The 19,890-nt window shown below is 72.3% G+C and carries 18 protein-coding genes; 6 read left to right on the forward strand and 12 right to left on the reverse strand.

Going from position 1 to position 19,890, the window contains the following annotated elements:
* Window position 1 precedes the first annotated feature (1 nt).
* Window positions 2-1,015: an ABC transporter substrate-binding protein gene (locus tag OHA98_RS13820; protein ID WP_266925650.1), complete on the forward strand. Its 1,014-nt coding sequence runs from the start codon at window positions 2-4 to the stop codon at window positions 1,013-1,015.
* A 23-nt stretch (window positions 1,016-1,038) separates the two neighbouring features.
* On the opposite strand, the gene OHA98_RS13825 is transcribed toward OHA98_RS13820, so the two are convergent.
* The 6 genes from OHA98_RS13825 to xylB all read right to left on the reverse strand — a co-directional run bounded on the left by OHA98_RS13825 (window position 1,039) and on the right by xylB (window position 8,560).
* Entirely contained in the window at window positions 1,039-2,406 is a 1,368-nt protein-coding gene (locus OHA98_RS13825; protein ID WP_266925652.1) for a cytochrome P450, read from the reverse strand.
* 115 nt (window positions 2,407-2,521) lie between these two features.
* The gene (locus OHA98_RS13830; RefSeq protein WP_266925654.1) at window positions 2,522-2,974 is read right to left on the reverse strand and encodes a hypothetical protein; all 453 of its coding nucleotides are present in this window, start codon (window positions 2,972-2,974) and stop codon (window positions 2,522-2,524) included.
* Between the two features lie 117 nt (window positions 2,975-3,091).
* Window positions 3,092-4,672 (reverse strand): aspartate:alanine exchanger family transporter, encoded by a 1,581-nt coding sequence (locus OHA98_RS13835; RefSeq protein WP_266925656.1) that lies wholly within the window; start codon window positions 4,670-4,672, stop codon window positions 3,092-3,094.
* A gap of 147 nt (window positions 4,673-4,819) precedes the next feature.
* Window positions 4,820-5,722 (reverse strand): hypothetical protein, encoded by a 903-nt coding sequence (locus tag OHA98_RS13840; protein WP_266925658.1) that lies wholly within the window; start codon window positions 5,720-5,722, stop codon window positions 4,820-4,822.
* The gene (locus OHA98_RS13845; RefSeq protein ID WP_266925660.1) at window positions 5,722-6,999 is read right to left on the reverse strand and encodes a VWA domain-containing protein; all 1,278 of its coding nucleotides are present in this window, start codon (window positions 6,997-6,999) and stop codon (window positions 5,722-5,724) included. Before OHA98_RS13845 ends, OHA98_RS13840 begins: the two co-directional genes overlap by 1 nt.
* A gap of 70 nt (window positions 7,000-7,069) precedes the next feature.
* Window positions 7,070-8,560: a xylulokinase gene (gene xylB / locus OHA98_RS13850; protein ID WP_266925662.1), complete on the reverse strand. Its 1,491-nt coding sequence runs from the start codon at window positions 8,558-8,560 to the stop codon at window positions 7,070-7,072.
* A 210-nt stretch (window positions 8,561-8,770) separates the two neighbouring features.
* Between xylB and xylA the strand changes: the two genes are divergently transcribed.
* Window positions 8,771-9,937 carry a xylose isomerase gene (xylA, locus tag OHA98_RS13855; protein ID WP_266925664.1) on the forward strand — a complete coding sequence of 389 codons (1,167 nt, stop codon included), beginning with the start codon at window positions 8,771-8,773 and terminating at the stop codon, window positions 9,935-9,937.
* A 207-nt stretch (window positions 9,938-10,144) separates the two neighbouring features.
* Here xylA and OHA98_RS13860 read toward each other — a convergent pair whose 3' ends face one another.
* The 4 genes from OHA98_RS13860 to OHA98_RS13875 form a co-directional block, all read right to left on the reverse strand.
* Window positions 10,145-11,380, reverse strand: coding sequence for an ROK family protein (locus OHA98_RS13860; RefSeq protein WP_266925666.1), 1,236 nt, complete (start codon window positions 11,378-11,380; stop codon window positions 10,145-10,147).
* Window positions 11,381-11,494: 114 nt separating this feature from the next.
* Window positions 11,495-12,118 (reverse strand): DUF305 domain-containing protein, encoded by a 624-nt coding sequence (locus tag OHA98_RS13865; protein WP_266927913.1) that lies wholly within the window; start codon window positions 12,116-12,118, stop codon window positions 11,495-11,497.
* A gap of 47 nt (window positions 12,119-12,165) precedes the next feature.
* A complete protein-coding gene (locus OHA98_RS13870; protein ID WP_266925668.1) occupies window positions 12,166-12,834 on the reverse strand; it encodes a DUF3105 domain-containing protein in 669 nt (222 codons plus the stop codon).
* 129 nt (window positions 12,835-12,963) lie between these two features.
* Complete coding sequence (locus OHA98_RS13875) at window positions 12,964-13,395, reverse strand: hypothetical protein (protein WP_266925670.1); 432 nt, start codon at window positions 13,393-13,395, stop codon at window positions 12,964-12,966.
* A gap of 72 nt (window positions 13,396-13,467) precedes the next feature.
* Between OHA98_RS13875 and OHA98_RS13880 the strand changes: the two genes are divergently transcribed.
* Window positions 13,468-14,310: a phospholipid scramblase-related protein gene (locus tag OHA98_RS13880; RefSeq protein ID WP_266925672.1), complete on the forward strand. Its 843-nt coding sequence runs from the start codon at window positions 13,468-13,470 to the stop codon at window positions 14,308-14,310.
* 77 nt (window positions 14,311-14,387) lie between these two features.
* Here OHA98_RS13880 and OHA98_RS13885 read toward each other — a convergent pair whose 3' ends face one another.
* Together OHA98_RS13885 and OHA98_RS13890 are read right to left on the reverse strand one after the other, a co-directional pair.
* Window positions 14,388-15,722 carry a uracil-xanthine permease family protein gene (locus tag OHA98_RS13885; protein ID WP_266925674.1) on the reverse strand — a complete coding sequence of 445 codons (1,335 nt, stop codon included), beginning with the start codon at window positions 15,720-15,722 and terminating at the stop codon, window positions 14,388-14,390.
* 9 nt (window positions 15,723-15,731) lie between these two features.
* Window positions 15,732-16,856 carry an aryl-sulfate sulfotransferase gene (locus OHA98_RS13890; protein WP_266925676.1) on the reverse strand — a complete coding sequence of 375 codons (1,125 nt, stop codon included), beginning with the start codon at window positions 16,854-16,856 and terminating at the stop codon, window positions 15,732-15,734.
* A 117-nt stretch (window positions 16,857-16,973) separates the two neighbouring features.
* On the opposite strand from OHA98_RS13890, the gene OHA98_RS13895 reads away from it, so the two are divergent.
* The 3 genes from OHA98_RS13895 to OHA98_RS13905 all read left to right on the forward strand — a co-directional run bounded on the left by OHA98_RS13895 (window position 16,974) and on the right by OHA98_RS13905 (window position 19,877).
* Window positions 16,974-17,555: a helix-turn-helix domain-containing protein gene (locus OHA98_RS13895; RefSeq protein WP_266925678.1), complete on the forward strand. Its 582-nt coding sequence runs from the start codon at window positions 16,974-16,976 to the stop codon at window positions 17,553-17,555.
* A 109-nt stretch (window positions 17,556-17,664) separates the two neighbouring features.
* Window positions 17,665-19,374, forward strand: a complete 1,710-nt coding sequence (locus OHA98_RS13900; protein WP_266925680.1) for an FUSC family protein — start codon at window positions 17,665-17,667, stop codon at window positions 19,372-19,374.
* Window positions 19,371-19,877, forward strand: a complete 507-nt coding sequence (locus OHA98_RS13905; protein WP_266925682.1) for a MarR family winged helix-turn-helix transcriptional regulator — start codon at window positions 19,371-19,373, stop codon at window positions 19,875-19,877. The genes OHA98_RS13900 and OHA98_RS13905 overlap by 4 nt, the downstream gene beginning before the upstream one ends.
* The last annotated feature ends 13 nt before the right edge of the window (window positions 19,878-19,890 follow it).

The following is a 19,890-nucleotide window of genomic DNA, read 5'->3' on the forward strand; positions in this document are numbered from 1 at the left end:
CATGACGCGCACCCGAACCCGAACCCGTACTCGTACCCGTATCCGTACCCGTACCCGTGTCCGTACGTTCGCGGCCCTCTCGTCGGCCGCGGCGCTGCTGGCCGCCACCGGCTGCGGCGCGGCCGACATGACCCGGCAGACATCGCCCTTCGCCGCGCCCGCAGGGATCAGGACCGTCACCCTCTCCGTGCAGTCGTGGGTCGGCGCGCAGGCCAATGCGGCGGTCGCCCAGCGGCTCCTGGAGGACGAGCTCGGCTACCGCGTCGACCTCGTGCAGACGGACGAGGTCCCCGCCTGGGACGCGCTCAGCCAGGGCCGCGTCGACGCGATCCTGGAGGACTGGGGGCACCCGGACCAGGAGAAGCTGTACGTCGACGAGAAACGGACCATCGTGCGCGGCGGGGACCTCGGCGTCACCGGGCACATCGGCTGGTACGTACCGAAGTACTGGGCGGACGCGCACCCCGACGTCACCGACTGGAAGAACCTGAACGCGTACGCGGACGACCTGCGCACCGCGGAGAGCGGTGACAAGGGCCAGCTGATGGACGGTTCACCGTCGTACGTCACGAATGACACGGCGCTGGTGAAGAACCTCGGCCTCGACTACAAGGTGGTCTTCGCCGGGTCCGAGGCCGCGCAGATCACGCAGATCCAGCAGTTCGCCAAGGAGAAGAAGCCCTTCCTCAGTTACTGGTACCAGCCGCAGTGGCTGTTCAACGAGGTGCCGATGGTGGAGGTGGAACTCCCCGCGTACACCGACGCGTGCGGGGCGAAGGCGCCCGAGGACATCGACTGCGCGTACCCGAGGACGCCGCTCCAGAAGTACCTCAACGCGGACTTCGCACGGCGCGGCGGCGAGGCGGCCGCGTTCCTGAAGAAGTTCCGGTGGTCCGAGGACGCGCAGAACGAGGTGTCGGCGCTGATCGCCTCGGAGAAGCTCACCCCGAAGGAGGCCGCCGATCGGTGGATCACGGCCAACCCGGACGTGTGGCGACCGTGGCTGCCCCGGTGACCTGCCGGTCACCGGGGCAGCCATCAGCGCGCCCGCACCGTCGCCATGACGTCCCGGTCGGGCTGGAGCGTCAGGGTCGGTACCGGCCCGACCGTGCCGGGGTCCACGTCCAGTTCGAAGCGCCGGGCCAGCACGGCCAGGATCAGGACGGACTCGACCATCGCGAAGCGCGTACCGAGGCAGACCCTGGGTCCACCGCCGAACGGGAACCACGCGTACTCCGCGATCTCGTCGCCGTGCTCCGCGTCCCACCGCTCCGGCCGGAACTCCTCCGGCCCGGGGAACCACCGCGCGTCCCGCTGTGTGGACCACTGGCTGCTCCACACCCTGGTTCCCCGCGGCACCGGCACGCCACCGATCCGCGCGCCCTCCTTGGCCACGCCGGTGACCAGCCAGATCGTGGGGTACAGGCGCAGCGTCTCCTTCACCACCGACTGGGCGTACGTGAGGCGCGCGTAGTCGTCGAACCCGGGCTCGCGGTCGCCGAGCACCCGGTCCAGCTCCTCGGCGAGCGCGGTCCGCGCCCGGGGGTTGCGGGACAGGAGGTACCAGGCCCACACCAGGGTGGAGCTGGTCGTCTCATGGCCGCCGATGTACAGCGTGACCGTCTCGTCGCGGATCTCCTGGTCGGTGAGGCGCGCGCCCCTCTCGTCGACGGCGGTGAGGAGACGGCTCAGCAGGTCGGGGCGTTCCTCCTCGCCGTCGCGGTGCCGGGCCACGACCCGGCCCACCTCGGCGTCGATGACCGCGGCCGCCTTCTTGATCCTGGCCCGGCCGGGGGTCGGCACCCAGTCGGGGAGCAGCGCGCCGATCCCGCTGAACTCCTTGCCGATCTCGCGCTGGGCGACGTCCATCGCCCGGCCCATCGACTCGGCGTCCGCCGGGGTGTCGACGCCGAAGATGGTGCGGACCGCGATCTTCTGCGTCAGGGCGGCCATCTCCCTTTTGATGTCCACGCGTTGACCGTCCGACCAGGTGTCGGCGAGCTCCACCGTGCTGTCGGCCATCGTCGACGCGTACGACTTCACCTGCTTCGGCCGCACCGAGGGCTGCACCAGGGACCGCTTGCGCCGCCAGTCCGGACCCCGCGCCACCACCACGCCGTTGCCCATCACCGTACGGAAGGCGATGCCCAACGCGGGCTGGTCGAAGGAACGTTCCGTCTCGGTGAGCAGCTCGCCTATGCAGTCCGGGTGGGATATGAACAGGCAGCGGTTCCGGCCGAAACGCCAGCGCACCATGTCGCCGTACCCGCGCAGCCGCTCGAAGAACGCGAGCGGGTCCTTGGCGAACTGCGGCATGCTCCCGAGGAGCGGCAGTCCCTTCGGGCCCGGTACGGGTGCCGGGGTGCGGGAGGCGGCGTCGAGCGCCGTGCCGGTCTCCGTGGACATCAAAGGACTCCGCTCACTGGTGGCGCACCACTGCGGTGCGCGGTGACTCGTCCCCCATCGAACAGGACGGGGTCACGGCTCCACCAGGGCGCGGGACCGGCATGGCCGGTATCCGTCATCGGCCTTGTGGAGCACGTGAGTTGCCGAGGGTATCCGTAGTCCGTCCGATGTTCGAGCGAGCGTCGCGCGGGGGTGTCACGACGACCTGGTACGCGTCCTCGTACACGATCGTGCCGGGCTCGGAGGACTCGATCCGTTCGCACTCCACCCGGTGTTCGGCCAGCAGCGCGAGATAGCCGTCGACCCGCTCGATGAGCTCCACGGCCGTCACCTTGAACCAGGCCGCGGCGCCCGGGTTCACCGCGGGGTCGTAGACGGACGGATCGGTATCGGACGGGTTGGGGTAGTTGCTGTCGTACCAGTCGTTGCCGGCGCGCAGGAACCGGTACTGCTCCTCGCTCAGCCTGCCCTCCCCGGCCAGGCCGTTGGCGAGGGCGAACACCCCGGGAAAGTGCCCCCTCGGGCTGCGCACGGTGCTCTGGAACCTCACATACAGCGCCTCGCTCAACAGAACGCTCCCTCCGGGCCGGTGAGTGACGGGTCCCAGGGTAGGGGCGACGGCCATCACCCGGGCCGTGCGTACCGCCGGGGCCGGTGCGCCGCGCAACCGGGAGAAGGACGGGCGTCACAGACCGACGATCAGCTGAATGCAGACGATCTTGACCAGGATGGCGAGCGCGAACAGTGTCGAGTAGCCGTTGTTGATCCGGCTGTCGCTCGCCCGGCTGTTGGCGTACGCCACGATCGCCGGGTTGCCCACATAGCCGGACAGCAGGCCCATGGTCCGCTCCCGGCTCTGCCCCAGCACCTTGGCGACGAGCACCATCAGCGCGTAGCTGACCACCGCGCCGATCGCCAGGACCGCCGCCAGTTTCAGCCCGAACAGCGAGAAGGCGTTCTCCCGGAACGAGTAGCCGGAGGTGAGTCCGACGATCGCGAGGAACAGCAGCAGCCCGATCTGGCGCAGCGTCAGGTTGGCGCGGGTGGGCAGGGTCCACACGAGCGGTCCGGTGCGCCGTCGCCAGCCCAGGATCATGCCCATCACCAGCGGTCCGGCCCCCGTGCCCAGTGCCAGGGTGGTGCTTCCCAGGGTCAGTGACGGGATCCCGATCAGGAAGCCGAGGGACAGGCCGAGCCCCAGACTGACCGCGCTCACCTCGCTCACCTTCGCCTCCGTGTCGCCGAGGTACGCGGTGACCTCGCTCGTCCGTTCGCGCGGCATGACCACCCGGACCCGGTCGTCGAGCTGGAGCACGAGATCGTCGTGGGCGAGCATGTCGAAGTCGCCGCGCCGTACCCGGCTGACGGCCGCGCCGTACCGCTCGGCGAGACCGAGCCCGGCGACGGTGCGGCCGGCGAGGTCCGGGTTGGTCAGCAGGATCCGCCGGTAGTCCACGGCACTGCGGTCGTCCAGCAGGTGGAGCGGGGCCAGGGAGCCGAGGTCGCCGGTCGCGGCCCGCACGTCGTCCTCTCCGCCGACGAGCACGACGAGGTCGCCGGGGCGCAGCCGGTCCAGGTCCCCGGCCACCCGGGTACGGCCCCCGGCCGGCCGGTACTCGCTGGCCAGTACCCGGTGCTCGGCGACGCCCGGAACCTCGGCCCAGACACGGTCGTGGGCCACGTGGACCGTACGGGTGACGAGGGTGGACGGCAGACCCGAGTCCGGGTCGCGGCGGGCGGTCCAGCTGCGGCGGGCCGCGATCGCGGAGACGAACATGATGGTGATGACCACGGCGAGCGGGTAGCCGATGGCGTACCCCACGGCGGGCTCGGTGGGGTCCCGCGAGGCGTCCTGGGCGGCCGCCAGACCGGGAGTGGTGGTCCCGATGCCCGCGTATCCGCCCGCGAGGAACGGCCCGCTGATCCCGAACCCGCTGTGGCCGATGAAGCCGACGACGACGGCGGTGACGGCGAGCGCCACGACGGCTCCGGCCATCACCGGGAGCTGGCCGCGCAGTTCACGGAAGAACGCGGGGCCGGATTCCAGCCCGACCGTGTAGACGTACAGGGCGAGTCCCAGCGCGGAGACCCCGGCGGGCACGGAGGCGGCGATGTCCTCGTCGAGCGCTCCGACGAGCAGGCCGACGAAGAGGACTCCCGCGGCGCCGAGCTTCACCGGTCCGAACCGCACCATGCCGAGCAGCGCGCCGACCGTGATCACGGAGAAGACGGCCACCCACGGATTGTCCGCGAAGAACTGCCACATCGGTTGTTCCTCCCCGTCTCGAAGCGCCGGAGCCGCTGTCCGGGCCCAGGATCTTCGAGGTCGGCGCGGCCTGCCACTCGGCACAGGACGGCGCCCCGGCCCCCGGTGGGGGGACGGGGCGCCGTCATCCGTCGGCCGGACGGGTGGTCAGACGCCCGGGGGCACCCGGGACGGGCGGCCGCCGCCGCGTGTCAGGGAGTAGCCGAACACGGCCGCGAGCGCCGCGAGCACTCCGCCGCCCGCGGTCCACAGCCAGCGGTCCGTCCACCAGCCGGAGCTCCAGCCGTCGTCCGGTTCGCCGCCCGGCGACACCCGGGGCCCGGACGCGTCGCTGTCGGCCGAGGCGTCGTCGGAGGAGTCGTCCGAGGCCTGGCGGGCCGAGGACGCGCCCGGCACCAGCGGCTCGGAGAGCGTCCCGTCCACGTCGTGGGCGCCGCCCTTGTCGACCGAGGTGACCTTCATCTCGGCCCCGATCGGCAGACCGAGATCGGTGGCGGGCAGACCGAGGACGGTCAGCCGCACGTAGTAGCTGCCGGGCAGCGGGTCGTCCGCCCAGGGTTCGGACCAGGCCCGCACGGTGCGCAGCACACAGGACAGCTCGACCGACGCCGCGTCGGCCGCCGCCTTCCTGGTCTGGTGGCCGTACATACAGGCCTGACGGCGCCGCAGTCCGTCGTACACATCGATCTGCCAGGTCGACGCGCCGTGCCGGGTGGCACTCTCCGGCAGCGTGACCCTCGCCCTGACGGTGGCGCGCTGTCCGGCGTCGGCCGGGAAGACCCAGTACAGATAGTCGCCCGCGGAGGCGTCGGCGGTGCCGCGCTGCCCCTGCTGGAGCGAGGTGGCGGTACGGAAGGTGGTGCCCGCCTCGGTGGGTCCGGCCTTCTCGGTGCCGTCCTCGCCGGCGCTCGCCGTGGCCGACGGGCCGTCGGCCACGGCGGCCCCGGCCGAGGTGAGCAGGGTGAGCCCGGCGAGCAGCGCTCCGGCGAAGGCGCGCTTCACGCCGTTCACGCGGTTCGGGCCGCTCGCGCGGTGGTGGGTCCTACGCATCAGTTGGTCCTCCATACGGCGACGCGCCAGCGCGAGATCCAGCCGGTCAGCAGACCCGCGAGCAGACCGGTGAGAACCAGGAGGCCCAGCAGCCACCAGCCCCTGCCGAGTCCGAACGCGGCGGGGTCGGAGGCGTTGTCCGGGCCGTCCACCAGGTCCACCGTCAGTTCGACGGGCAGTCCGGGGGTGGTCTTCACGGAGGCGGAGGCAGCCGAGAAGGAGTGGGAGAGCTGGAGGCAGACGGCCTCGGCGGCCGGTTTCCCGTCATCGTCGTCCTCCAGTTCCGGCTTGGGGTAGCGCAGTCCGGAGGAGATCACATCCGTACGGCCGGTGCCGGACTCCGAGCCCCGTACGATCTCCCTGCCGTGCGTCGTCACCGCCCGGACCAGTACGCCGTAGTCGTTGCCGACGGCACGGTCCGCGGCCACGCTCACGGAAGCGCGCAGTTCCTGACCGGGCAGGACGTCCACCCGGTACCAGCGGTGCCGGCCGAACTCCTGGCGGTCGGTGTAGAGACCGGCCTTGAGCCGGGGTGCGGCGGAACAGCTGTCCGCGCCCTCGGTCGCCACCGGGGTGATGACGGGCTCGGCTGCCCGGTCCACCAACTGCGAGACGCGGTCGGAGAGTTCCTCGGTGTGCTGGACAGCGGTGTAGGTGCCGCCGGTGGCCTCGGCGATACAGGTCAGCTGCTGCCGGATCTTGGCGTTGGGCACCAGGCCCAGCGTGTCGATGACGAGGTGCACTCCGCGGGCGGCGATGTCCCGGGCGACCTCGCACGGGTCGAGCGGTCCGCAGGTGTCCTCGCCGTCGGTGATGAGCACGATCCTGCGGGTCGACTCACCCTCCCCGAGGTCGTCGGCCGCGCCCAGCAGGGCCGGGCCGATCGGGGTCCAGCCGGTGGGCGCCAGGGTGGCGACCGCGGTCTTCGCCTCGGTGCGGTCGAGCGGGCCGACCGGGTAGAGCTGCTTGGTGTCCTTGCAGCCGACCTTGCGGTCGTCGCCCGGGTAGTCGGCGCCCAGGGTCCGGATGCCGAGCTGAACCTCCTCGGGCACCCCGTCCAGGACGTCGTTGAACGCCTTCTTCGCCGCGGTCATGCGGGACTGGCCGTCGATGTCGCGGGTGCTCATGGAGCCGCTGACGTCGAGGACCAGTTCGACCTTGGGCGGTGCGGAGGCGCGGGGTTCGTCGGCGGCGGCCGGGAGCGCGGTGCCGAGCCCGGCGGTCAGAGTGGCAAGCGCTATGCACACCCCGGCCGTCAGCCGTTTTCTTGTGATCATCGCCGGATCTTATTGAAGATCAGTTCGCATCCCAAAACGGATGGTGCGCGGGGGGACGTCCCCCTCGCGCTCAGCCGCCGAGCAGTGGCTCCGAGGCCCGTTCCAGTACCGAGGTGACCCGCTGCCAGGTTTCCATATCCCTTGGTACGGGCGTGAGTTGACGGTCCGTGGTGGAAGGGGCCTGCGCGTTCCAGGAGGCGGACAGGGCCACCGGGTCGCCGCCTCGGGCCGCCGAGGCGGCGAGCGCGGCGGCGCCGCGGGCGACCAGTTCGCCGCTGCCGGGAACGACCAGGGGGCGGCCGGAGAGCCTGCGTACGGTCTCCACCCAGGTCCGCCCCCGGGTGCCGCCGCCGATCAGCCGCAGTGGCCGGGCGGCGATCTCGGGGGAGGCCGGGTCGAGACCGCAGGCCCGCAGCAGTTCGTCGAGCGCCCGCAGGACGGTGACGGCGGCCCCCTCGTAGGCGGCGCCGAGCAGTTGCCGCGCGGTGGTGTCGTGACGCAGGCCGGTGAGCAGTCCGGCGGCGGCGGGGAGGTCCGGAGTGCGTTCGCCGTCCAGGTAGGGGAGCAGCACCGTCCCGCCCCCGGGGGCGGCGTCCTCGCGGTCCAGGTTCAGCAGGGCGGCGACCTTGTCGACGGCGAGCGTGCAGTTCAGCGTGCAGGCCAGCGGGAGGTAGGTGCCGTCCGCCCCGGCGAAGCCGGAGAGGGACGGTGCGACGGGCCGGGTGCGGGTCGCGGCGAAGACCGTGCCGGAGGTGCCGAGGCTGAGGGCCGGGTGGTCGAGCAGACCGGCGCCGCCGAGGCCCAGGCCGACGGCCGCGCTCATGTTGTCGCCGGTCCCGGCCGCGACCGCGATCCCCTCGGGCAGCCCCAGCGCCCCGGCGGCGGCCGGGGTCAGGGAGCCGACGCGGGCCGCCCCGGTGGGGGCGACCTCGGGGAGCAGGGCGGCGTCCAGGCCGAGCAGGGCGAGGAGCTCCGGGTCGTAGGCGCCGGTGGCGGTGGAGTACCAGCCGGTGCCCGAGGCGTCCCCGGGGTCGGTGGCGGCGGTGCCCGCGAGCCGTTCGGTGAGGAAGTCGTGGGGGAGCCGCACCGCCGCCGCGGCGGCGGCGTTCGCCGGGTCCCGCTCGCGCAGCCACTGCCACTTCGACGCGGTGAGGGCGGCCACCGGCGCCGAACCGGTCCGCGCGGCCCAGGCGGCGGGGCCGCCGAGCGCGGCGGTGAGCGCGGTGGCCTGCGGCGCGGAACGGGTGTCGTTCCACAGAAGCGCGGTGCGCAGCGGCCGGCCGGACCGGTCCAGCACGACGAGCCCGTGCTGCTGCCCGGCCACCGCGATGCCGGTGACGGCGGTGGCGGGCACCCCGGACTCCTTCATCCCGGCGGCCACGGCCTCGCCCAGCGCCCGCCACCAGACCTCGGGGTCGCTCTCCCGCGCCCCGCCGTCCCCGCTGACCAGGTGCGGGGCACGGCCGACGGCGAGCGTTTCACCGGTCGCGGCGTCGATGACGGCCGCCTTGGTGGACTGCGTGGAGCTGTCCACGCCGATGACGACGGAACGCGACGGCATGGGCTACCTCATTCGCTGTACGGGTATTTGGTTGCGAGGGAAACAAATTACGCGAACGGGGCCCCCTCGAACAGGGGGCTCTCCGGCCTCGCGTGAAGCGAGGGGTTATGCCGGGAGGGGGATCCGTGCATGATTAGTCATGACAGTGAACAAATAAGGTCCGGCCGGTGCGGGCGCGGCGGACCGACGGCATCCGAAGGCGGCCAGACCATGACGGAACGCTTCACCCCCACTCCGGCGGACAGGTTCAGCTTCGGTCTGTGGACGGTGGGCTGGCAGGGCCGCGACCCCTTCGGCGACGCCACCCGGGCCCCGCTCGACCCGGTCGACTCCGTGCGGCGGCTCGCCGAGATCGGCGCCCACGGGGTGACGTTCCACGACGACGACCTGATCCCGTTCGGCTCGACGGACACCGAGCGCGAAGGGATCGTCAAGCGGTTCCGGCAGGCGCTGGACGCCACCGGCCTCGTCGTACCCATGGCGACGACGAACCTCTTCACGCACCCCGTGTTCAAGGACGGCGCGTTCACCGCCAACGACCGCGACGTACGCCGGTACGCACTGCGCAAGACGCTGCGCAACATCGACCTCGCCGTCGAACTCGGCGCCACCACCTATGTCGCGTGGGGCGGCCGGGAGGGCGCGGAGTCGGGCGCCGCCAAGGACGTCCCGGTCGCGCTGGACCGGATGAAGGAGGCGTTCGACCTGCTGGGCGACTACGTCACCGAGCAGGGCTACGACCTCCGGTTCGCCATCGAACCCAAACCGAACGAGCCGCGCGGCGACATCCTGCTGCCCACCATCGGCCATGCCCTCGCCTTCATCGAGCGCCTGGAGCGCCCCGAACTGGTCGGCGTCAACCCGGAGACCGGACACGAGCAGATGGCCGGGCTGAACTTCCCGCACGGCATCGCCCAGGCGATGTGGGCGGGCAAGCTCTTCCACATCGACCTCAACGGTCAGTCCGGCATCAAGTACGACCAGGACCTCCGCTTCGGCGCCGGTGATCTGCGCCAGGCGTTCTGGCTGGTCGACCTGTTGGAGCGGGGCGGCTACGAGGGCCCGCGCCACTTCGACTTCAAGCCGCCGAGGACCGAGGACCACGAAGGTGTCTGGGCCTCCGCCGCGGGCTGCATGCGCAACTACCTGATCCTCAGGGAGCGCGCGGCCGCCTTCCGGGCCGACCCCGCCGTACAGGAGGCACTGCGCGCCGCCCGCCTCGACGAACTGGCCCTGCGCACCGCGGAGGACGGCGTCGCCGGACTGCTCGCCGACCGCTCCGCGTACGAGGACTTCGACGTCACCGCCGCCGCCGAACGCGGGATGGCCTTCGAGGTGCTGGACCAGTTGGCGATGGACCATCTGCTCGGCGTCTAGGGCGTGTGTCGAAGGTCCCGCCCGGCTCGCGACGCCCGGCACGCACGCTCGGGCCTCTTGCGGGGGAGCGGGTGGGGGCCGGGTGCGCGTGCGGGGCAGCACTCCCGAGACCTCGGCCCCGTACGCGCGGGCTCGCGCGCCCCGTGCGACTGCCCGGGTGCGCACGCGCATCCGGTACCCGCCCCGCGCCCGTCGCCGGGGGCGGGTTCACCGGGCGTACGCCACCGGATCCGTCAGCACGTCCCGCACCACGAGCGCCGCCGCGCCCCGCGCCGCGTCACCGGCCACGGACGACGCCCGCAGCCGTCCGCCGTCCCGGGACCAGAGTCCGGACACGACCCGGCCGGTCAGCTCCTCGTCGGCGGGCGGCGACAGCCAGGGCATCAGGCCCCGGTATATCCCGCCGAGCACCACCGCGTCCGGGTCGAGCAGATTCACCGCGCCCGACAGCACCCGGCCCAGCATCCTGCCCGCGCCGTCGACCGCCGCCACCGCACGCGCGTCCCCGGCCCGTGCGCGCCGCTCCAGTTCCGCGACCCCGGCACCGCCGCCGGCCCCGTCGATCCCGGCCGCCCGCAACAGCGCCGCCTGCCCCGCGTACTGCTCCAGGCAGCCCCGCGATCCGCACCTGCACTCCGGGCCCGAGGGGTCCACCACCACATGCCCGATCTCCCCGGCGAAGCCGTGCGCACCGCGCAGCAGCTCCCCGTCGATCACCAGCGCGCCGCCGACCCCGATCTCACCGGTCAGGTACAGAAAGCTGCGGACCCTGTCGAGCCCGCCGAACCACAGTTCGGCCAGCGCCGCCAGATTGGCCTCGTTCTCCGAACGCACCGCGAGCACCGCCCGGCCGGGCCGCAGCCCGGCGAGGGCGTCCGCGAACAGTTCCTCGGCCGGTACCCGGTTCCAGCCCAGATTGGGCGCCTGGCGCACCGAACCGCCGGAGACGAGCCCCGGCAGCCCGAGCGCCGCACCGACGGGGTGCAGATCCTGCTCGCGCGCCGACTCCAGGGTCCGGGCCGCGATCCGGGCGGCCCGTGCCAGGACCTCCCCGGGCGGGGCGCTCCGGTTGTCGAGGTGCTCGGTCTGCCGGACCCGGCCGGTACCCGCCAGATCGACGACGCAGACCGACACATAGTCGATGTTGATCTCCACGCCGATCCCGGCGGGGCCGGTGCGCGCCACCTTCAGCGCCGTGCCGGGGCGTCCGGCCTGGCCGCTGAAGGTCTTGCCCGACTCGGTGAGGAAGCCGATGCCGAGCAGCTGCTCGACCAGCGAGGACACCGCTGCGCGGGTCAGCCCGACCCGGGCGGCCACCCCTGCCCGGGTCGCCTCCCCGGCCTCGCCCACATCCCGGACGGCGCGCAGGACGAGGCTCAGATTGTTCCGTCGGACGGTGTCCTTGTCGGCCTTGGGGCCCAACGGTGCGGGGGTGCTCTTCATATCGCCGCCGAGCCTATGTGATGCCGGGCGGGGCGGGCGGCGCGCCGGGACGGGGATCCGCCCCCGCCCGGCGTGCCGCCCGCCCCGGCAGGGCGGCGTACCGGCGCGCCCGGCTCAGGGCTTCGCGCCCCGTGCCTTCAGCATGTCCGCCATGAGCCCGATCTCCGACTGCTGGCCGCGCACCATGCCGGCCGCCAGATTCCTGATCGCGTCCGTGTCCGCGGAACCGGCTGCGGCCTGCGCCATGTCGGCGCCCGCACGGTGGTGGACGGTCATCAGCCGGAGGAACAGCACCTCCGCGTCCCGGCCCTCGGCCGCCCGCAGCTCCTCCAGTTCCGCGTCGGTGGCCATGCCCGGCATCAGCGAGCCGTCCCCCTTGGGCGTGACCGTGTGCCCCATCCAGGCCATCGGCGGTCCGGCAGCGCTCTTGGGCAGGCCCCACAGCTCCAGCCAGCCCAGCATCATGCCGCGCTGGTTGGCCTGGGTGTTGATGATGTCGTACGCGAGACGCCGTACGTCCTCGTCATCCGTACGGTCCCGGACGATGAACGACATCTCGACGGCCTGCTGATGGTGGATCGACATGTCCCGGGCGAAGCCCGCGTCGACCGAACTCCCGGCGGGCGCCGGCCCGGACGCCGGCCGCTGGTCCGACGGGGCGGCGGAGGACGGCCGTACGACCATCAGCGCCACCAGGCCCAGCGCCAGCAACAGCACCGCGGCTCCGGCCACGGCCATCCGGCGCGAGCCGCGCGGGTGCGGGGCACTCGTGTGCGGGGCGGCCGTCACTTGGCGAGCCCACCGGAGCACGCCGCGCCCGGCTCGGGAGTCTGCGGCCCCTGGACGTACTTGGTGAAGAACTGCGCGACGCGGGCGTCCGAGGCGCTCTTCACCGTGACCTGCTTGCCCCAGGCGCTGAGCATCAGGGGGGCGTCCTGGTCCTTGACGGGGCTCATCAGGGAGTACGGGGTGGAGGAGACGCGCTCGCCCAGCGCCTTGATGTCGGCGGGCTTCGCCTTCTCGTTGTACGTGACCCAGACGGCACCGTGCTCCAGGGAGTGGACGGCGTTCTCCTTCGGTATCGCCTCGGTGTAGACGTCGGCGTTGCAGTTCATCCACACCTGGTTGTGGTCGCCGCCGACGGGCGGGTTCATCGGGTAGCTGACCGGCTTGTCCACGTGGTTCTGGGCCAGCTTGTCCCAGCTGCGCTCACCCGTGACGGGGGAGGACTTGGCCTGTTCCTCGGCCTTGTCCTGCTCATCGGCCTGCGCCATGAGATACCCGCCCCCGGCGACGAGCGCGGCGACCACGGCCACGGAGGCGCTGATGGTGATGATGCGGGTGCGGCGCTCACGGGCCCGCTCCTTGCGGCGCGCCTCTTCGAGCTTGGCGCGGCGCGCGGCGGTGGCGCTGTTCTGGTTCCTGGGGGAAGACGTGTTCTTGGCGGAAGCCATGGAGGGTCCTCGGGTTCGAACGGGATGCATACGTGGCGATGCATGGAGGGAAGAGGGCATACGGACGGCCGTCCCCGCCGGTCCGGCACGTCGTGCGCGGAATTCGGTACGGGAACGGACCCGGGCCCTCTAGATCCGTTGGACCTGGAGACGCAGGTGATCGACGGCGCGCACACCGTCGTTGGCGGGGCCGCGGATGGCGGCCGCGCCGGTGAGCGGGGCGACGGGGACCACGGTCACGGCGGAGGGCAGCGCGACGGGAGCGGAGGGGCCCGGCAGGACCATGGCCTTCGAGTGGTCCGAGGTGCCGTGGCAGGACGTGCCCATGCCCCGGTCGCCCGGGGCGTCCGCGACCACGCGGGCGGCCGCCGCCTCGGGCGTCGGGGTGGTCATCGCGTGGGCGGCGGCCGAGCCGTGCGTGCCGGCCGGCGGCACCGCGGCGGCCGAGGTGGTCAGCGAGCAGCAGAAGAACATCGCCAGGAGGACGAACACCCAGCCGAGCGAGGCGGGCGTACGGATGCTGCCCCGTCGCCGGTCGGTCCGCACGCTCAGCCTGTTCATCGCCGCCATCGTAATAGGTATATGAAGGTTCAAGGAGTGTGGGGGCACAGGCCCGCGGGATAGTGTGCCCCGGTGACCACGCAATCGAACATACCTGCGGGATGGTTTTCGGACCCTCATGGCGCGCCTCAGCTGCTGCGTTACTGGGACGGCTCGCAGTGGACCGAACACACGCACCCGGCCGGCGGGCAGCAGACCGCAGCCCCCGCCCAGGCGCCGGTCCAGCAGGACCAACAAGCCCAGCAGGCCCAGCAGGCCCATGCGCCGCAGCCGGTTCAGCAGGCACACGCGCCTCAGCAGGCAGCGCCCGGTGTCCCTTCGCTGTTCACGCAGCAGGTCCTGGTGGTCAACCAGAAGGCCAAGCTGATCGAGGTGACGAACGAGTACAGCGTCTTCGACCAGCACGGCAGCACGATCGGCTCGGTCGTGCAGGTCGGTCAGAGCACCCTGCGCAAGGTGCTCCGGTTCGTCTCCAGCATCGACCAGTACCTGACGCACCGGCTGGAGATCCGCGATGCCCACGGAACGCCGCAGCTGCTGCTGACCCGCCCCGCGAAGTTCATCAAGTCCCGGATCATCGTCCAGCGCCCCGACGGCGGACCGGTCGGCGAGATCGTCCAGCAGAACGCCATCGGCAAGATCAATTTCGCGATCATGGCCGACGGCCGGCAGGTCGGTGCCATCAAGGCTGAGAACTGGCGTGCCTGGAACTTCGCGATCGTCGACCACAACGACGCCGAGATCGCCCGGATCACCAAGACCTGGGAAGGTCTCGCGAAGACCATGTTCACCACGGCCGACAACTATGTGCTGCAGATCCACTACCAGTTGCCCGAGCCGCTGCTGAGCCTCGTCGTCGCGACGGCGCTGACCGTGGACACCGCCCTCAAGCAGGACGCCCGCGGGTTCGGCTGACCGCCGGTGCCGCACAGGGATGTGCCCCCGGCGCCGGTACGGGCATCGGGGGCACACCGGGTCGCGTCACCGCGCGGTCAGACCGGGTCGCGGCGCTCCTGCGGCGGACCCAGGCGGCTGAACACCGCGGCCAGGACCACCGCTGCCAGCGCCCCGGCGGCGACCCCGCTGCCGAAGATCGTGCGGGCCCACACCGGCAGCCCCGCGTACATCTCGGGCACGAAGACCGGCAGCAGACCCACGCAGAGCGCCAGCGCCACCACGATCCCGTTGGTGCCGTGCGAGAGGTTCTCGCGGCTGAGCATGCCGAAGCCCATCGTCGCGATCACCGCGTAGATGATCAGGCCCGCCGCGCCGACCACCGGCTCGGGGATGGCGGCCAGCAGCCGGGTGAGCGGCGTGATCAGGCCGCACACGATCAGCAGCACCCCGGCGCCCGCCGTGACGAACCGGCTGCGCACCCGGGTCAGCTGCACGATGCCGATGTTCTCGGCGCTGGTCACCATCAGCGACGTACCGAAGACCCCGGCGCCCAGCGAGGTCACCGCGTCGGCGCGGGAGATGCGCGGCACATCGCGCGCCGCGTTCGGCGTGCGCCCCACGGCCTCGCTGTTCAGCACTGTCTGCCCCGTCGCCTCCGCCAGTGACGCGAGGGCGAAGACGAGCAGCGGGACCGTGGCCAGCAGGTCGAAGTGCGGAGTGCCGTACGGGAACGGGTCGGGGAGCGCGAACGTGCCGCCGTGCGCCACATGGAACGTCGTACCGCTCACCGCGGCGACGACCGTACCGCCGACCAGCCCGAACAGCACGGACATCTGGCGCCACACTCCGCGCATCAGCAGGAAGAACAGCGCGGTGATGCCCAGGGTGGCGAAGCCGAGGCCGGGCCCCGAGGCGATCATCGGCGAGGTGATCTTGATCATGTTGATCCCGATCAGGACCACGGTCGTCCCCATCACCAGGGGTGGGAAGTACCGCACGAGGCGCCCGTAGAACGGCAGCACGAGCAGCAGGAAGACCGAGGCGATCAGCACCGAGCCGGAGGCGGTGGCCGGCCCGTGCTCCTTGGCGACCTGGAGGAAGATCGCCACAGCCGCACCGCCCGGCAGCATCAGGAAGGGCAGCCGGGCGCCGATCCGCAGCGCCTTGACGCCCAGCGACTGGAGCAGCGCGCCCACGCCGCACAGCACCAGGGTCGCGCTGAGCAGTGACGCGGTCTGCGAGGCGGACAGCGACAGCGTGGTGGCGATCAGGATCACCGAGGAGACCGGGGCGGCGACCCCGGCGAGCAGATGCTGGAAGGCCAGCGGGGCCAGCTTCGGCAGGGGGAGCCGCTCGTCGACCGGGGCGACGGGGGAAGCGGCGGCCGGTGCCGGGGCGGCGGTGCCGACGTCGGGGACGGGAGAGACCATGGTCCGGGCTCAGCCCTTCGGGACGTCGAGCCAGGGGAGCTCCTGGGCCGAGTAGCGGTAGGACCGGAACACGGCGTTGGGCTCGGAGGGGAACAGCTTGCGCACTTCTTCTTCCTGGTAGCCGCCGAAGAACGGCACGATGTACTCCCAGCACAGATAGCCGTCCCGGGTCACCTCGAAGAGGCGGCCCGCGGGGGAGTCCGTGACGAGCGTGTTGCCGTTCGGCAGGCGCTGGGCGCTGCCCATGAACGGGGCGAAGAACGACTCGCGCGCCGGGTCGTGGTACTCCCAGACAATGGTGCCACCGGCCCGCTCGATCTCGATGACCCGGCTGAACGGCACATCCCACCGCGGCCGGAAGACGCCGTTGTCGAAGACCAGGAAGTTGCCGTTCTCCAGCTCCGTCGGGCAGTGCTGCTGCGATACGGTGCCGGGCTCGCTGCGCCAGATGATCTCGCCGGTCTCCCGGCTGATGACCACGACGGCCGAGACCGAGCGGAAGCTGGCCAGGATGTTGCCGTCGCTGGTCGGCAGCACGCTGTTGATCAGCGGGTAGTGCTCGCGGGAGTAGTCCGGGTGCAGCGGGAACGCCTCGCGGTCCAGGTGCTCGGAGACCTTCCACTCCCACACCGTGCTGCCCTCGGCGTCCACCTCGACGATGGTGTCCGCCCACACCGTGCCGTCGGGCTCGGAGCCGGTTACCCCGCCCCGGACCGCGGCGGCGGCCTCACCGGTCAGCGGTTCCAGGGCGCTGTAGAGCAGCCGGCCGTCGCCGTAGTGGTACGCGTCATGGTGCTGGTAGCGGTCCCGGTGCTCGCGGACCACGGTGCCGTCCGGGGTGATCTCCTGCATGATCCCGCCGCGGTACTTGTGCCACATCGGGAAGAGCGCCGGCTCGTCGGGCAGGACCCCGCTGTAGGCGAGATTGCCGTTGGGCAGGATGCGGGCGTGCCGGCCGGGCCGGTAGGGGAGGTTCCACTGATGGACCACCTCGCCGTGCAGGTCGATGAGGTACACCTCGCCGCTGCCGGTCAGCGGAGCGAAGAGGGTGTAGCCACCGGCGCTCGCCTCTTCGTCCAGGGCTATCAGCCCGGTGCCTCGGCGGCGACGCTGGTTCTGGTCCACGAGGGGCATGGATCGATCCTCCCGGTTAACTTTTTTAGGTGGTGCTTAAAAGATTAACCGGCCCGGTAGGCTGCTTCTCGCCCCGCCGGCTGTGGTGTGCGGCACGCGGGACACGGAGCGAGGGACATGAGCGAGGCGGAGACCCCCCAGGTCGGCCCCGGAATCAGGCGGCGCCGCCGCGCCCTGGAACTGACCCTCGCGGAGGTCGCCCGGCGGGCCGGGCTCTCGGTGCCCTTCCTCAGTCAGATCGAGAACGGCCGCTCCCGCCCGAGCATGGGGTCCCTGCAGCGGATCGCCGACGCGCTCGACACCACGGCGGTGCAGCTGCTGTCGACGGCCGAGGCGCCGCGCCCGGTCGATGTCGTACGCGGCGCCTCCGCCTCGGTGCGGGAGGCGGGTGCCGAGGGCGAGGCGGAGGGCCGGATGCGGCCGCTCGTCCGGGGCCATCAGCGCCTGCACGCGCTCGAGTTCACCGGTGCCCATGACTGGGGCCGGGAGTTCCGGCACCGCAACGACGAGATTCTGTACGTCGCCGACGGCTCGGCGGAGGTCGAGGCCGACGGCAGCTTCTACCGGCTGGAGCGGGGCGACACGCTCTACTGCGCGGGGGGACTCGTCCACCGCTGGCGCCCCATCGCCCCGGGCACCCGGGTCCTGGTGGTCGGTATCGCCGACCATGTGCAGGCGACCGACGAGCACGGCGGCTGACGGGCAGGGCTGTTGATGGGCTTGGCCACCCATGGGCTGGCCACCCATGGGCTGGGTGGGTTGCCGGGGGCTAATCGTTTACAGGTGTAATACCTGTTAATGTATTTGAGTGAGCGATACAACTACACGAACCCGGCAACCCTTCGTCCGCGGTCTTCCGCTGGCCGGCGCGCTCCGTCTCGCCCGCCCCTCGGACACCTGGTTCAAGCCCGCGCTGAGTGTGGTCGTCGCTTCCGCCGTACCGAATCTGCTGCTGTTCGCCGTCGGGCGGCTGGACCTCGTGATGTACACGATGGCCGGTTCGCTGTGCGCGCTGTACGGCCACAGCCTGCCGTACGCCCGGCGGGCGCGGGCCGTCGCGGGTGTGGTGCTCGGCATGCTCGCGGGACTCGCCGTATCACTCCTGACCGCCTCGCTCACCGGCTCGACCGCCGTCCTCGTCGCGGTCGCCGCGCTGCTCGCCGCCGCCCAGAAGACGCTCTGCGACGCGACCAGGATCGGCCCGCCCGGCCATGTGATCTTCACGTTCGTCACCTCCGCCGCGCTGTTCGCCCCGCAGCACCTCGGGCAGATCCCCGGCCACCTCGCCCTGACGCTCGCCGCGGGGGCCGTGTCCTGGCTGGTCACCGTCGTCGGGCCCGCGCTGATCCGCCGGGAGGGCCCCGAGCGCCGGGCCACCGCCCGCGCGCTCGACGCCGCGGCCGCCTGCTCCGCCGACCCCGGGCCCCGTACCCGGCACGCCGCGGCCGCCGCCGTGCACACGGCCTGGCAGTGCCTGCTCGCCTCCGGCAGGCCGACCCCCGTACGCCGCGCCCTGGAACGTCTCGTGGTGCACGCCGAAGCCGCGCTCGCCGGATCCGCGCTCACCGGGCACACCGCGCCCGCCGGCCCCGCGCGGCTGCGTGCCTGGGCCGCCGCCACCCGTGCCCGGGGCCCCGTTCCCACCCCGCCGCCCGTCCCCGGCACCGCGGACGAGCTCTTCGGCGTCGACGCCGAACGCGCCGAGCGGCGCACCGCGGGCGGCCGGCGGGACGCCCCTCGCACGCTGCTGCGCGGCCTCGCCCCCGGCTCCCCGCTGCTGCCCGTCGCGGCCCGCACCCTCATCGGCTGCGCGCTCGCCGGATATCTCTGCGCCGCACTCGGCGTCGGCCGCCCCTACTGGGCGATCGTCACCGCCGCCTCCCTCTACCAGGCCAATGTCACCCTTTCCTGGAACCGGACCCTCCAGCGCACCCTGGGCAACCTGCTCGGCGTCCTCGTCTTCGCCGCCGTCCTGCCCCTCACCCGGACCGGCCCCCTCGCCCTCATCGCCTGCGTCCTGTTCTTCAGCTTCGCCGCCGAGGCCCTGATCACCCGCAACTACTGGCTGGGCTCCGTCGCCGTGACCCCGATGGCGCTGCTGGTCCTGGAGTTCGGCGGCGCCGTGCATCCGGCCGGGGAACTCATCGGCGACCGGGTCCTGGACACCCTCGTCGGCGCGTTCGTGGGATTCCTCGCCGCGGTGCTCGTCACCAACCGGCGGGCCGCCGGACGCGTCGAGAAGGCGCTGGCCGCCACGGGCAGCGCCCGCGCCCACGCCCTGCGGATGCTCGCCGACCCCGCTACGGCGCCCGCCTGCCTGGACCGCGCGCGCCGCCGGCTGACCGGTTCCCTCGTGGAACTCCGGGAGGCCGGCGACACCGCCGCCGGGGAATGGTGGCAGCGCGCCCTGCCCGAGCGGGAGCTCCTCGCGGCCGAGCAGGCCGGACACCGTACGCTCGCCGCGACAGCACAACGGCAGGGGCTGATCGCCCTCGCCCCGGAGAACGGAGCGGTGTGACCGACGACATCGTTGCCTCGGTGGTACGGCAGTGGCAGGCCGTCAACCCCGGGCTCGACACCGGACCGATGGAACTCATCGGCCGTATCAACCGCTGCGCGGCGCTCCTCCAGCAGGCGGAGGACGCCCCGTTGCGCACCGCCGGGCTGACGCGCGCCGAGTTCGACCTTCTCGGTGCCGTGCGCCGCACCGCCCGCGAACTGACCCCCGGGGAGCTGGCCCGCGAGACCTTCTCCTCCGGTGCCGCGGTCACCAAACGCCTCCGGGCCCTCCAGGAGCGCGGCCTGATCGACCGCCGCGGCGACGCACGCGACCGCAGGGTCGCCCATGTCCGGCTCACCGAGGAGGGTCTCGGCCTGGTGGACCGGCTGCTTCCCGAGCAGCTCGCGTACGAACGGGCGGTACTCTCCGGCCTCGACGACCGGGCACGCCAGCTGCTCAGCGCCCAGCTCAGCGCATTGCTGGTGCAGTTGGAGGGCCGCCTCGGCGGGGGCCGGCGCTGACGGGGCGCGCCCC

It is taken from the genome of Streptomyces sp. NBC_00654 (assembly GCF_026341775.1).
GTDB lineage: Bacteria > Actinomycetota > Actinomycetes > Streptomycetales > Streptomycetaceae > Streptomyces.

Bases quoted from the DNA above. Each gene is read 5' to 3' on its own strand.
- OHA98_RS13820 (WP_266925650.1), top strand. From the start codon at position 2: ATGACGCGCACCCGAACCCGAACCCGTACTCGTACCCGTATCCGTACC.
- OHA98_RS13825 (WP_266925652.1), bottom strand. From the start codon at position 2,406: ATGTCCACGGAGACCGGCACGGCGCTCGACGCCGCCTCCCGCACCCCG.
- OHA98_RS13835 (WP_266925656.1), bottom strand. From the start codon at position 4,672: ATGTGGCAGTTCTTCGCGGACAATCCGTGGGTGGCCGTCTTCTCCGTG.
- OHA98_RS13840 (WP_266925658.1), bottom strand. From the start codon at position 5,722: ATGCGTAGGACCCACCACCGCGCGAGCGGCCCGAACCGCGTGAACGGC.
- OHA98_RS13845 (WP_266925660.1), bottom strand. From the start codon at position 6,999: ATGATCACAAGAAAACGGCTGACGGCCGGGGTGTGCATAGCGCTTGCC.
- xylB (WP_266925662.1), bottom strand. From the start codon at position 8,560: ATGCCGTCGCGTTCCGTCGTCATCGGCGTGGACAGCTCCACGCAGTCC.
- xylA (WP_266925664.1), top strand. From the start codon at position 8,771: ATGACGGAACGCTTCACCCCCACTCCGGCGGACAGGTTCAGCTTCGGT.
- OHA98_RS13860 (WP_266925666.1), bottom strand. From the start codon at position 11,380: ATGAAGAGCACCCCCGCACCGTTGGGCCCCAAGGCCGACAAGGACACC.
- OHA98_RS13865 (WP_266927913.1), bottom strand. From the start codon at position 12,118: ATGGCCGTGGCCGGAGCCGCGGTGCTGTTGCTGGCGCTGGGCCTGGTG.
- OHA98_RS13870 (WP_266925668.1), bottom strand. From the start codon at position 12,834: ATGGCTTCCGCCAAGAACACGTCTTCCCCCAGGAACCAGAACAGCGCC.
- OHA98_RS13875 (WP_266925670.1), bottom strand. From the start codon at position 13,395: ATGAACAGGCTGAGCGTGCGGACCGACCGGCGACGGGGCAGCATCCGT.
- OHA98_RS13885 (WP_266925674.1), bottom strand. From the start codon at position 15,722: ATGGTCTCTCCCGTCCCCGACGTCGGCACCGCCGCCCCGGCACCGGCC.
- OHA98_RS13890 (WP_266925676.1), bottom strand. From the start codon at position 16,856: ATGCCCCTCGTGGACCAGAACCAGCGTCGCCGCCGAGGCACCGGGCTG.
- OHA98_RS13895 (WP_266925678.1), top strand. From the start codon at position 16,974: ATGAGCGAGGCGGAGACCCCCCAGGTCGGCCCCGGAATCAGGCGGCGC.